The 12,519-nt window shown below is 61.1% G+C and carries 12 protein-coding genes; 5 read left to right on the top strand and 7 right to left on the bottom strand.

All coding sequences use genetic code 11. From position 1 onward, the window contains the following. Positions 1–60 precede the first annotated feature (60 nt). Positions 61–615, top strand: coding sequence for a DUF2780 domain-containing protein (locus ACM6J5_RS25335; RefSeq protein WP_414929548.1), 555 nt, complete (start codon positions 61–63; stop codon positions 613–615). A 1-nt stretch (position 616) separates the two neighbouring features. Here ACM6J5_RS25335 and ACM6J5_RS25340 read toward each other — a convergent pair whose 3' ends face one another. After that, positions 617–1,504: an acyltransferase gene (locus ACM6J5_RS25340; RefSeq protein WP_414929549.1), complete on the bottom strand. Its 888-nt coding sequence runs from the start codon at positions 1,502–1,504 to the stop codon at positions 617–619. Positions 1,505–1,668: 164 nt separating this feature from the next. Between ACM6J5_RS25340 and ACM6J5_RS25345 the strand changes: the two genes are divergently transcribed. The 4 genes from ACM6J5_RS25345 to creD all read left to right on the top strand — a co-directional run bounded on the left by ACM6J5_RS25345 (position 1,669) and on the right by creD (position 5,798). Beyond that, the gene (locus ACM6J5_RS25345; protein ID WP_150672033.1) at positions 1,669–2,175 is read left to right on the top strand and encodes an ATP-dependent zinc protease; all 507 of its coding nucleotides are present in this window, start codon (positions 1,669–1,671) and stop codon (positions 2,173–2,175) included. A gap of 59 nt (positions 2,176–2,234) precedes the next feature. Further along, positions 2,235–2,915: a two-component system response regulator CreB gene (creB, locus tag ACM6J5_RS25350; protein WP_095944906.1), complete on the top strand. Its 681-nt coding sequence runs from the start codon at positions 2,235–2,237 to the stop codon at positions 2,913–2,915. Continuing rightward, a complete protein-coding gene (creC, locus tag ACM6J5_RS25355; RefSeq protein WP_095944907.1) occupies positions 2,915–4,333 on the top strand; it encodes a two-component system sensor histidine kinase CreC in 1,419 nt (472 codons plus the stop codon). The genes creB and creC overlap by 1 nt, the downstream gene beginning before the upstream one ends. A 94-nt stretch (positions 4,334–4,427) precedes the next feature. Next, on the top strand, positions 4,428–5,798 hold the full coding sequence (gene creD, locus ACM6J5_RS25360; protein WP_414929550.1) for a cell envelope integrity protein CreD: 1,371 nt from the start codon (positions 4,428–4,430) through the stop codon (positions 5,796–5,798). A gap of 181 nt (positions 5,799–5,979) precedes the next feature. Here the strand turns inward: creD and ACM6J5_RS25365 are convergent, their stop codons facing one another. The 6 genes from ACM6J5_RS25365 to ACM6J5_RS25390 all read right to left on the bottom strand — a co-directional run bounded on the left by ACM6J5_RS25365 (position 5,980) and on the right by ACM6J5_RS25390 (position 12,320). Next, positions 5,980–6,609, bottom strand: a complete 630-nt coding sequence (locus tag ACM6J5_RS25365) for a glutathione S-transferase family protein (RefSeq protein WP_172435377.1) — start codon at positions 6,607–6,609, stop codon at positions 5,980–5,982. A gap of 158 nt (positions 6,610–6,767) precedes the next feature. Then, positions 6,768–6,956: a hypothetical protein gene (locus ACM6J5_RS25370; protein WP_095944911.1), complete on the bottom strand. Its 189-nt coding sequence runs from the start codon at positions 6,954–6,956 to the stop codon at positions 6,768–6,770. Next, positions 6,953–8,083 carry a PepSY-associated TM helix domain-containing protein gene (locus ACM6J5_RS25375; protein WP_095944927.1) on the bottom strand — a complete coding sequence of 377 codons (1,131 nt, stop codon included), beginning with the start codon at positions 8,081–8,083 and terminating at the stop codon, positions 6,953–6,955. The genes ACM6J5_RS25370 and ACM6J5_RS25375 overlap by 4 nt, the downstream gene beginning before the upstream one ends. A 72-nt stretch (positions 8,084–8,155) precedes the next feature. Continuing rightward, positions 8,156–10,591, bottom strand: coding sequence for a TonB-dependent siderophore receptor (locus ACM6J5_RS25380; RefSeq protein ID WP_414929551.1), 2,436 nt, complete (start codon positions 10,589–10,591; stop codon positions 8,156–8,158). 239 nt (positions 10,592–10,830) lie between these two features. Further along, positions 10,831–11,805, bottom strand: coding sequence for a FecR domain-containing protein (locus ACM6J5_RS25385; protein ID WP_414929552.1), 975 nt, complete (start codon positions 11,803–11,805; stop codon positions 10,831–10,833). After that, positions 11,802–12,320, bottom strand: a complete 519-nt coding sequence (locus ACM6J5_RS25390) for an RNA polymerase sigma factor (RefSeq protein ID WP_008048225.1) — start codon at positions 12,318–12,320, stop codon at positions 11,802–11,804. Before ACM6J5_RS25390 ends, ACM6J5_RS25385 begins: the two co-directional genes overlap by 4 nt. Positions 12,321–12,519: the final 199 nt, after the last annotated feature.

The raw sequence follows: 12,519 nt of genomic DNA on the forward strand, positions 1-12,519 counted from the left end.
TCAAACCGGGAGTTTTACCGCCGGTTTTCGGATGGTTTCGTGGCACAAGAGGATGTCTGGATGAAGATTTCACGCGGTATTGCACTGGCTTCGCTGTTGGCGCTGTCCGCCAGCCCGGCCTTTGCACAGTTCAACCTGAGCGATGCGGCCAATGCGATTTCGGGCATGAAGGGCAGTGACGCGGCCGCGACTGCCGCACCGACGCCGCAGACAGCCGACCTGCTGAGCACCCTCAGTGAACTGGACATCACCCCGCAGCAAGCCATCGGCGGTGCCGGGGCGATGCTGGGGCTGGCGAAGAACCAGTTGAGCTCAACCGACTACTCGGAACTGGCCAAAAGCGTGCCGGGCATCGACATGCTCTCGGGCGGCGGTGAGTTGGGTGCGCTGGCCAGTCTGCTTGGCTCCAGCGGCAAAGCGGCAGGGCTGGATAACGCCCTGGGCAACGTTAAGGACACCAACGACCTCAACAACGCTTTCAGCGCCCTGGGCATGGACAGCGGGATGATTGGCCAGTTTGCCCCGGTGCTCCTGCAATACTTCGGTCAGCAGGGCGTCGGCGGTACGCTGCTGAGCAGTCTGGGCAGCATCTGGGGCGCTGGCGCCGGTAGCTGATTCAGCGGCACCCGGCGCGCAAGGCGTCGATGCGCCGGTCCTTCTCGATCCAGAGCTGGTTGACCCAGTTCTGGACCTTCTCGCGAAATACAGGATCGTTTTCGTAATCGCCCTGCCACAGCGCCGGGTCGAGTTCGCGGGTCTGGATATCGATGATGACCTTCGGCACATTGCCGCTGATCAAGTCCCAGAACCCCGGAATCTGCTGCTGCGGGTAAACCACCGTCACATCGAGAATCGCGTCCAGCTGTTCACCCATCGCCGCCAGCACAAAGGCCACGCCGCCGGCTTTGGGCTTGAGCAGGTGATTGAACGGTGACTGTTGCCGGGCACTTTTAGCCGCCGTGAAGCGGGTGCCCTCCAGATAATTGACCACCGTCACCGGTTGGCGCTTGAACAGCTCGCAGGCCTGTCTGGTGATTTCCAGATCCTTGCCCGCCAGTTCCGGGTGTTTGGCCAGGAAGGCTTTGCCGTAGCGCTTCATGAACGGGTAATCCAGCGCCCACCAGGCCAGACCCAGGAAGGGCACCCAGATCAGCTCTTTCTTGAGGAAGAACTTGAAGAACGGCGTACGCCGATTCAGCGTCTGGATCAGTGCCGGGATGTCGACCCAGGATTGATGGTTGCTGATCACCAGATACGAGGTATCGCGACGCAGATCGTCACCGCCGCGGATGTCCCATTGGGTGGGGATACACAGGCGGAAGATCAGCTTGTCGATCTCGGACCAGGTCTCGGCGATCCACATCACCGACCATGAGGCGTAATCGCGAAAACGGCCGGGCAGGACCAGCTTGAGCAGGGCAAACACCATTAACGGCCCGATCAGAACCAGGGTGTTGAGCACAAGCAGCAGGGTCACGAAACAGCCGGTGAGCAGGCGGCGCATAAGTCACTCGTGGAAGCGGTTGGGCGCGCCATGATAAGCAGCTTCGGGCAGCAGGCCAAATCGGCGGTGACGAATGTTTCACTTTTGGGTCGGTAACCTTGTGGGAACGATCAAGCGAACGACGGTCTAAAATCCGACTGCTCACTCTCATGGAAACCCATTACGTGAAATCCCTCCTTGCAGTGCTCTCCCTCATCGCCCTGCCGGTAATGGCCGCCGAACCGACTCTGTACGGGCGTTATGAATACATCGCCCTGCCGGAAATCGGCGGGCAGGTCCTCAAGGCGAAAATGGATACCGGCGCCCTGACCGCCTCGCTGTCGGCCAAGGACATCGAAACCTTTACCCGCAATGGCGAAGAATGGGTGCGATTCCGCCTCGCCACCAAAGATGCCGGCAACAAGGTCTACGAGCACAAGATCGCGCGCATCAGCAAGATCAAGACCCGTTCCGAAGAGGAAGAGGATGACAGCGAAGTGATCGCACCCACCAAGCGTCCGGTGGTCGATCTGGAACTGTGCCTGGGCAACGTCAAGCGCACGGTCGAGGTGAATTTGACGGACCGCAGCAGCTTTAACTATCCGTTGCTGATCGGCGCCAAGGCATTGCGCGAGTTCGGGGCGGCGGTGAACCCGGCGCGGCGTTTTACGGCGGACAAGCCCGATTGCTGATTGACGGGGTGTGAGGCTTGGGGCACCGTTCGCCCATATCCCTGCCGGGCTCGGACGCCATGCCTCATATCCTGATTGTCGAAGACGAAGCGGCCATTGCCGACACCCTGGTTTTCGCCCTGCAAGGCGAGGGCTTCACCACCACATGGTTGAGCCTCGGCGCGGCGGCGCTGGAACATCAGCGCCAGACCCCGGCGGATCTGATCATTCTCGATATCGGCCTGCCGGACATCAGCGGCTTCGAAACCTGCAAGCAACTGCGGCGCTTCAGCGAAGTGCCGGTGATGTTTCTCAGTGCCCGGGATGGCGAGATCGATCGCGTTGTGGGCCTGGAAATCGGTGCCGACGATTACGTGGTCAAGCCGTTCAGCCCTCGGGAGGTGGCGGCGCGAGTCCGGGCGATTCTCAAGCGCATGGCGCCCCGCACGGTGAACGAACCGTCGACGGCACTGTTTCGCATCGATAGAGAACGTGTGCAAATCAGTTATCGCGGTCAACTGCTGACCCTGACCCGCCATGAATTCCGCCTGCTGCAATGCCTGCTGGAGCAGCCCGAGCGCGTCTTCAGTCGAGAACAGTTGCTCGATGCCCTGGGCGTGGCCGCCGACGCCGGTTACGAGCGCAGCATCGACAGCCACATCAAGAGCGTGCGCGCCAAGCTGCGATTGGTGAAGGCTGACGCCGAGCCGATCCAGACCCATCGCGGTCTTGGCTACAGCTACAGCCCGGGACAAAGCTGATGCCGCTGGGAATCCGGATTTTCCTGGTCTACGCATTGTTCATCGGCCTGACTGGCTACTTTGTGCTCAACACGGTCATGCAAGAGATCCGGCCCGGCGTTCGTCAGTCCACCGAAGAAACCCTGGTCGATACCGCCAACCTGATGGCCGAGATCCTGCACGACGACTTCAAGGCCGGCAGCCTCAACCAGAACCGCTGGCCGGAACTGCTCAAGGCCTATGGTGAACGGCAGCCCGGAGCGAAAATCTGGGGCTTGCCAAAGAATCAGGTCAACCATCGCATTTACGTCACCGACGCCAAGGGCATTGTCATGCTGGACTCCAGCGGGGCGGCGGTGGGGCAGGATTACTCGCGCTGGAATGACGTCTACCTGACCCTGCGCGGCGAATACGGCGCTCGCTCCACGCGCAATGATGCGAACGATCCGGGGTCTTCGGTGATGCATGTCGGCGCGCCGATTCGCGACAACGGCCAGATCATCGGCGTGGTCACCGTGGCCAAGCCCAATAGCTCGTTGCAGCCTTATGTGGATCGCACCGAGCGCCGGTTGCTGGCTTATGGCGCCGGGCTGATCGGGCTCGGTCTGCTGTTCGGCGCGTTGTTGTCCTGGTGGCTGAGCCGCGCCCTGCGAAGATTGACGGCGTACGCCCAAGGCGTCAGTGAAGGCCGGCGGGTTGAAGTGCCGCATTATCACGGCGGTGAGCTGGAGCAATTGGCTACAGCGGTGGAGCAGATGCGCACGCAGCTTGAAGGCAAGGCCTACGTCGAGCGCTACGTACACACCTTGACCCATGAGCTGAAGAGTCCGCTGGCGGCGATTCGTGGTGCGGCGGAGTTGCTGCAAGGCGAGATGCCGTTGGCCCAACGGCAGCGGTTTGTCGGCAACATCGACAGCGAAAGTGCGCGCATGCAGCAGTTGATCGAGCGCTTGCTGAATCTGGCTCAGGTCGAGCAGCGCCAGGGGCTGGAGGAGCGGGTGGCGGTGCCATTGGCGGCGTTGGTGAATGGCCTGCTGAACGCGCAAGCGGCGCGGATCGAAGGCAAACAGTTGCGCGTAGAGCAAACGATTCCATCGGACCTGGCGCTGATCGGCGAGCCGTTTTTGCTGCGTCAGGCACTGGGCAATCTGCTGGACAATGCGCTGGATTTCACCCCTGTTGAGGGGGGGCTGCGATTCACCGCCGAACGGGCAGGCGAGCAGGTCGAGTTCAAGCTTTTCAATCAGGCAGAGCCGATTCCCGACTATGCGTTGCCACGGTTGAGCGAGCGTTTCTATTCGTTGCCGAGACCGGACAGCGGGCGCAAAAGCACCGGGCTTGGGCTCAATTTTGTCGAGGAAGTGGTCAAGCTGCATGGCGGTACGATGAGCATCGGGAATGTCGATGGCGGTGTGGAAGTGACATTGCACTTACCTTAGGACCGGCCCAGTCTCCACAAAGTCTCCACACTCCCTCCATTCATTCCTCACACAGCCCACCCAGACTTTCCCCATCAAAAACAGGGAGAGTCCCATGAACCGTAGCCTGGCCCTAAAATTCGGGGCGATTGCCCTGTTGATTCTGTTATTGCTGGTTCCACTGCTGATGATCAACGGCGTGATCCAGGACCGCCAGCAATTGCGCGACGGCGTGCTCGAAGACATTGCCCGCAGTTCCAGTTACAGCCAGCAATTGAGCGGGCCGCTGATGGTGGTGCCATATCGTAAAGTCGTGCGCACCTGGAAGATCCACGAAAAAACCAACAAGCGTTATCAGGAGATCGGTGAGGAGCGCGGTCGGTTGTATTTTCTGCCGGAGCGCTTCGAAGTCGACGCAGACGTTCAGACCGAACTGCGTTCCCGAGGTATCTACCAGGCGCGGCTGTTCCATGCCGACAACCGCATCAGCGGCCACTTTTCCCTGCCGGTTCAACTGGGCATCAAGGAAGAGTTCGCCGATTACCGATTCGACCAGCCGTTCCTCGCCGTTGGTATCAGCGACATTCGGGGTATCGAAAACGCTTTGAAGCTTGAACTCAATGGCCAGAAACTGGATTTCATTCCGGGCAGCCAGGTGGGCTGGCTGGGTGAAGGCGTCCACGTGACCCTGCCAGCGTTGGAGACAAAACAGGTCACGGAGTTGGCCTTCGGTTTTGACCTGAAACTGCAAGGCACCGGTCAGTTACAGATCCTGCCGGTGGGCAAGACCAGCAAAGTTTCGCTGAATGCCAACTGGCCTCATCCAAGCTTCATCGGCAACTACCTGCCTGCCCAGCGCGAGATCACTGATCTAGGTTTTACCGCCCATTGGCAGACCTCGTTTTTCTCCACCAACCTGCAAGAAACCTTGAACAGCTGCGTGTCCCGCGGCGGTTGTGAGGCGTTGTCCGGTCGCAGCTTCGGGGTGAGCTTCATCGACCCGGTGGACCAGTACCTGAAAAGCGATCGGGCGATCAAATACGCGTTGCTGTTCATTGTCCTGACCTTCGCCGGGTTCTTCCTGTTCGAAGTGCTGAAATGCCTCGCGGTGCACCCGGTGCAATACGCGTTGGTGGGGGTGGCACTGGCGTTCTTCTACCTGTTGTTGCTGTCGTTGTCCGAGCACATCGGCTTTGCCCTGGCGTACCTGTTGTCAGCCAGCGGTTGTGTGTTGTTGATCGGGTTCTACGTTTGCCACGTGTTGCGCAGCGTGCGACACGGGCTGAGCTTTTCCGCGGGATTGGCGGCGTTGTATGGGCTGCTCTACGGGTTGTTGAGTGCAGAGGATTACGCGTTGTTGATGGGCTCGTTGCTGCTGTTCGGCTTGCTGGGCGTGTTCATGGTGCTGACCCGCAAGCTGGACTGGTACGGGGTTGGGCAAAAAACGCCGAAACCTTTGGACTTCGATATTGGAGCGGTGCAATGAGCCGGTCGGTGGGGTTGCGGGAGGACCAGCGAGAGGGGAGGGTGTTGGCGACGCTGATTGCCGGGTTGTTTGAGCTGGATTCGTTGTGCTGCCATCGCGAGCAGGCTCGCTCCCACATGGGACCGCAGTCAAAGGTGGGAGCGAGCCTGCTCGCGAAGGGGGTGGAGCAGTCAGCGAAGATCTAAACCTTCGGCATCGTCGCAATCATCGAAGGCCGCTGGCTCACCTCGAAATACCACGCCGCCAACTGCGGATTCGCCGTGCGCCAATCCAGATCCGGATGGCGCAGGTCCAGGTAACCCAGTGCACAGGCCACGCTGATCGCGGCCACGTCGAAGTGGCAGGTCAGCTCGGCAATCGCGTCCTTTTCCAGCAATGCCAGGGCGCGACGGATCTTGTTGCGCTGGCCGTCGAGCCATTCGTCCCAGTGCTTTTCCGGGGCGCGCAGGGCGGTTTCGTAGCGTACCAGCACGGCCGCGTCCATGATCCCGTCGGCCAGCGACGCGAGGGTCAGGCGCCGCCAGCGGGCCGAGCCTTCGCGGGGGATCAGCGGGTTGCCGACGTGCTGGTGGTCGAGGTAGTCGAGGATGACCCGGCTGTCGTGGATGATGTTGCCGTCGGCCAGGCGCAGGGCCGGGATTTTGCTCAGCGGGTTATCTTCGATCAGGGTCAGGTCCGGGTTGACCGGGGTGAGCACGCTGGTCTGCAACGCCACACGATTCTGCTGGCCGGTTTCGTGCAGCAGCACCATGACTTTGCGAACGAAGGGAGAGAGCGGGTTGTGGTACAGGGTCATGCTCGGGGCGGACATGGCAGCGTCTCGGTCGGTGGCAGTGACGGGCAGCATAGCGTGTTGGAGCGATAGCTCAAGATGGCAAACACCCTTGTAGGAGTGAGCCTGCTCGCGATGGCGATGTGTGAGGCAATTCAATGTCGACTGATACGGCCCCATCGCGAGCAGGCTCGCTCCTACAGGGGGCAGCAGCGTTGGAATAGACCGCGAAGGGCCAGGGCTGCGGGGATGCCCAAGCCCAGCCAGCTAAGTGAATCCCACACACCATCACCGAGCAACGCGGCAAACAACCCGGCCGCGCTGAGCACTGCGATGACGGTCGGAATGGCAAATACCTTCCAGAAGTTCGACTGCCGGGGCTTCATGCCACGTTCTCCGCTTTTTCCGGCACCGGCCTGACCGCCTTGCGCCGCACCACCCACAGGTAGACCCCGCTGCCGAGCACGATGATGGTCAGCACATCCAGGGTCGCCCAGAGTATCTGCATCGGCATGCCACCGTAGTCACCGAAGTGCAGCGGTTGCGACATGCCCATGGCGTCCATGTACCACGGTCGTTCGGCCACGGCGGTGACTTGCAGGGTGCTGGCATCGATCAGTACCGGCGTCAGCAGGTGTGAGGTCAGGTGCGTGCGGCCTTTCATGAACACCGCGTAATGGTGTTCGCTGGAAAACCGCGTGCCAGGAAAGGCGATGAAGTCCGGCTGCATGCCCGGTGCGACTTCCTTGGCGATGTCGAGCAAACGGGTCGCGGGCGCGAGTTGCGTCAGCGGTGGCGCATCGCGGTACGGCGCGACCATCGCGCTCAGGCTGTCGTTGCGCCAGGCGGCAATGATCAGGTCGGCGCAGGCGCTGATCACGCCCGTCACGCCGACCACCAGAGCCCAGGTCAGCGTCACGACGCCGATCAGGTTATGCAGGTCGAGCCAGCGCAGGCGGGTGGATTTTTCCTGGCGCACGGTGGCGAATTTCAAGCGGCGCATGAACGGCAGGTACAGCACCGTGCCGGAGACAATCGCCACCACGAACAGAATGCCCATGAACGCCAGCAGCAACTTGCCCGGCAGCCCGGCAAACATGTCCACGTGCAGGCGCAGCATGGTCATCATGAAACCGCCGTTGGCCGATGGCGTTTCCAGTGCTTCGCCGGTACGGGCGTCCAGCATGAAAGTGTGGGACGCGTTCGGCTCGGTGCCCGCGGTCGCGGCCATGATGGTCAGCACCGCGTTGGGTTCATCGTCCTCGAAGCCGAAATACTGCATGACTTCACCGGGGCGATGCTTCTCGGCCGCTTCCACCAACTGCTGCAAATTCAGGTGCGGGGTGTCCGCCGGCATTTCCTTCACGTCAGGCGCATCGCCCAGCAAGTGGTCGATCTCGTGGTGAAAGATCAGCGGCAGGCCGGTCAGTGCCAGCAGCAACAGGAACACCGTACAAATCAGGCTGGCCCAGGTATGAACAGCGGACCAGCGGCGAATTGTTTTACTTTTCATTTCATAGCCTTCAGAAAAACCAAAGCCGTCCACGAAGGACGGCCTGGTCATTGGGCGTGTCAGCTCAACGCGTTACCACTTGTAGGTTGCACTTGCGACGACACTGCGCTGGTCGCCGTAGTAGCAGTAGTAGCTGTCGCAAGTCGAGATGTAGTCCTTGTCGAACAGGTTGGTCGCGTTAACGGCCAGCGAAGCGCCTTTGAGGCTGTTGTCCAGGCGACCGAGGTCGTAGTGAACCACCGCGTCGAACACCGTGTAGGCATCGGCCTTGCCCAGCCAGGTGTTGGCCTGGTCGCCATAGGTATTGCCGGTATAGCGCGCGCCGGCACCAATGCCGAAGCCGTCCAGCACGCCGTTGTGCCAGGTGTAGTCGCCCCATACCGACGCTTGCTGGTTAGGCATCAGTTGCAGGCGATTGCCCTTGTAGATGCCCTCTTGCACTTCGGATTTTGCCAGGGTGTAGGCAGCGGTGACCTTGAGGTTTTCGGTCACGTCGGAAACGGCTTCCAGCTCCAGGCCTTTGACTTTCACTTCGCCGGTCTGGCTGGTGACTGTCACGTTGCCCACGTTGTTGGTGACGGAAACGTTTTTCTGGGTCAGGTCATACACAGCTGCCGTCAGCAGGGTGTTGCTGCCCGGTGGCTGGTACTTGATTCCCAGTTCCCATTGCTTGCCTTCGGTCGGCTTGAACGACTCGGTCGGCGAGGCGACGGCATTGCTGGTCGGCTGGAACGATTCGGCGTAGGACAGGTAGGGCACGAAGCCCGAGTCGAACACGTAGCTGATCGCCGCGTTGCCGCTGAAGTTCTTGTCGCGTTCGGTGTTGGTGGCATCGCCCTTGTTGAAGAACGTGGTACCGGTGTGGACCCAGTCTTCACGACCGCCGAGGGTCAGGCGCCATTGGCCGAGGGCCATCTGGTCCTGGATGTACAGGCCGGTCTGCTGAGTCTTCTGTTCGTAGTCATAGAAGGCAGTGGAGCGTGGCGGACGGGTGATCGGCAAGCCATAGACCGGGTCGTTGACGTTGATGTCAGGTGCGGTGCCGAAGATCGAGAGGTAGTTGGTGGTGTTGCGCTGGTGATCCAGGCCGATCAGCAAGGTGTGACTGACGTCGCCGGTGACGAAGTCGCCCTGGAAATTGTTGTCCACGGCGAATTGGGCGATGTCTTCGTCGACATTGGTAGTGCCACGGCCGGTGTTGCCTTGATCGTCGACAATAGACCCGTAAGAGGGGCCGTAGCTGTTGACGGTCACGGCCTGGAACGACAGCTCCGACTTGGTGTAGCGCAGGTTCTGCCGGAACTGCCAGACATCGTTCAGGCGGTGTTCGAAGGCATAACCCAGCGCGTAGTAGGTGCGGTCGTAGAAGTCGTAGTTCGGGTCACCCAGGTTCTTGTGGTGGGAGATATCGCCGAACGGCATGTCGATCTTGGTGCCCTGGATCGGATAGAACTGGCTGGTGATACCGGTATCGTCACGGGTGAACTGCGTGAGCAGGGTGAGTTTGGTGTCTTCGTCGATGTTCCAGGTCAGGCTCGGCGCAATGTTGTAGCGCTTGTCATCGATGTGGTCGATGGGTGTGCCGCCGTCGCGCAGTACGCCGCTGAGGCTGTACAGGAACTGGCCTTCGTCATCGATCTTGCCGGTGCTGGCGAAGTTGATCTGGCGATGATTGTCGCTGCCGTATTGCAACTGGATCTCGCTGCTGGCTTCAGCGCTCGGGCGACGGCTGACCATGTCCAGCAGGCCGCCCGGCGGGGTCTGGCCGTACACCGAGGAGGCCGGGCCGCGCAGCAGCGCCAGGCGGTCGAGGTTCCAGGTTTCCTGTTTCGGGTTGGAGTACACACCTTTTGGCAGTGGCAGGCCGTCGAGGAATTGAGTCGGCTCGAAACCCCGCACGCGCAACCAGTCGGCGCGAGTGTCGCTGCCGAAGCTGCTGGAGGTGATGCCCGGCAAGTAGCGCACGGCATCGTCGAGGGTGTGGGCGTTGCGGTCGTCCATCTGCTCACGAGTGACGACCGAAATCGAACGCGGCGCCTCGACCAGCGCGGTGTCGGTCTTGGTGCCGGCGGCGGTGCGCTTGGCCAGGTAGCCCTGTACCGGACCCCATGCGCTTTCAGAATCTTGCACGCCGATCACGCTGGTTGCCGGCAAATCCATCACACCCTCGGGCACGGCCTCCAGGCTGTAGGTGCCCGCACTGCTCTGTACCAGTTGCAGCCCGGTGCCGCGCAGGGCTTCGCGCAGGGCGCCGGCAGCGTCGAACTGGCCTTTGACCGGCGCCGAGGTCTTGCCCGCCGCCAGGGATGGATTCAACGACAGGGCCAAACCGGCCTGGCTGGCGATCTGGTTCAGGATGCTGGCCAGCGGCGCGGCCGGCAGGTTGTAGGCGCGGACGCTGGACGCCTGTTCAGCGGCGACCAGTTGGCTGCAGGTCAACGGGGTGCAAAGGGCAATGGCGACCGCCAGCAAACTGCGGCGCAACAGGGAGTCTAGCGAACGAGGCATACAGCGGCTCCTGAATGGAAACATTTCTCAATTGCCTGTGTGCCGAACGAAAATCAAAAAGTGATAGGGCTGGATGAAAATAATTTCGATTCAGAAGTCGGTTGCGGCTGGTATTGGGTCAAACCGGTTTTTGCGGGGAGTCGAACGCCGTCATCGCGAGCAAGCTCGTTCTCACATTTTGAAATGCATTCCAATGTGGGAGCTTGCTCGCGATGACGGTTAATCAGACACAAAGCATTTCAGGGTTTGGTATCGGCCTTGGCCACGACCTTCACCCACCATTGCGTGTGCTGTTCGATCTGCACCGGCAGGGTCGGCAGCAGGGCATTGAGTGCCAGGTCGGTGTCGCGCAGCGGGAAGCTGCCGGTGATGCGCAGGTCGGCCACTTCCGGCGCGACGCCGACGTAACCGTTTCGATAGCGGCCGATTTCATGCACCAGATCTTCCAGCCGCGTGTTGTCCACCACCAGCATGCCGCGGGTCCAGGCATCCGCGCCAAGGTTGACCGCCAGAACCGGACCCAGGCCGTTGTTGCGGATCAGCACCTGCTGGCCTTCACGCAGAATCAGTTCGTCAGGGTTGGACTCAGGGTGAACCGCCACTGCCGACTGCAAAACGCTCAAGCGCGTTCCATCTTCCTCGCGCTTGACCAGAAACCGAGTACCCAGCGCACGCATGCTGCCTTCGCGGGTTTCGACGATGAACGGCCGGGGATCGCCATGACCGGTTTCAACCAGGATTTCGCCTTCCTGAAGCACGATGCGCCGCTGCTTTTCATCGAAACGCAGATCCAGCGCGCTGTGGGTATTGAGATTGATCAGCGTGCCGTCAGCCAGACGCAGGGTGCGCTGCTCGCCAACGGCGGTGCGCTGGTCGGCCAGCCAATAGTCGATCGGCAGGTAACGATCCCCGGCGAACAGGGCCAGGCCGATCACGGCAACGATACTGGCGACACCATTGCCAAGCTTGCGCACTCGCCGACGAATGCCTGTGCGCGACTGCAGCAAGGCCGTGCGGGCCGGGCCGCTGGCCACGCTGAAACGCTGGTCGAGCATCCCCAGCTGGCGCCAGGCGCGGGCGTGCTCTTCGTGGGCCGCGTGCCACTTGGCGAACTCTTCGCGCTCTACCGGGTTGGCGGAGTCCATGGACAACTGCCAGGCAATTGCCGCGTCCAGCACGCTGGCCGATACCGGTTTGGAGTTGAGCGGGTTCATGTCGGCTCACCATACAGCGCGATGTAGCACTGGCGAATGCCTTGGGCCAGGTACTGGCGCACCCGGGGCACCGACACACCGAGGCGCTCGGCGATTTCTGCGTGGCCGAGGCCGTCGAGGCGGTTGTAGAGGAACGCTGCCCGGGCCTTGCTGGAAAGCTTGCCGAGCAGGCGGTCGATGTTTTTCAGGTCTTCGAGGATCATTTGCTGTTCTTCCACCGACGGTTGTTCGGCTTCGGGAATCAGCATCAGCTCGGTGAGGTAGGCCTGTTCGAGTGCGGCGCGACGGAAGTAATCGAACAGCAGGCCCTTGGCGATCGCCACCAGGAACGCCCGGGGCTCGCGCGGGACCTTCAGTTCCTCGCGGCCCAGCAAGCGCACGAAAGTGTCCTGGCTCAGGTCTTCGGCCCGCTGTGGGCAGGCGACGTTGCGCCGAAGCCAGGCCAATAGCCAGCCGCGATGGTCGCGATATAACGCACCGACGAGCTCACTTTGAGGGCTTGGAACTGACGACACGCCGCATCACCGATTGGGAAGTATTAACTAACGAGAATTGTTCGCGATTGTGGCAGAGGCGAGGGAGGTAAGCAATTGGCGTTGGTCGGGTGGGAATCTGGTGACGGCTTTTGTAGGAGCGAGCTTGCTCGCAAAAAATTATCTGACACCTCGGTCTTACCGGAAAAACGTGTCACCGTTGACGATTTTCGCGAGCAAG

The organism is Pseudomonas sp. IT-P74 (assembly GCF_949768175.1).
Taxonomy (GTDB): domain Bacteria; phylum Pseudomonadota; class Gammaproteobacteria; order Pseudomonadales; family Pseudomonadaceae; genus Aquipseudomonas.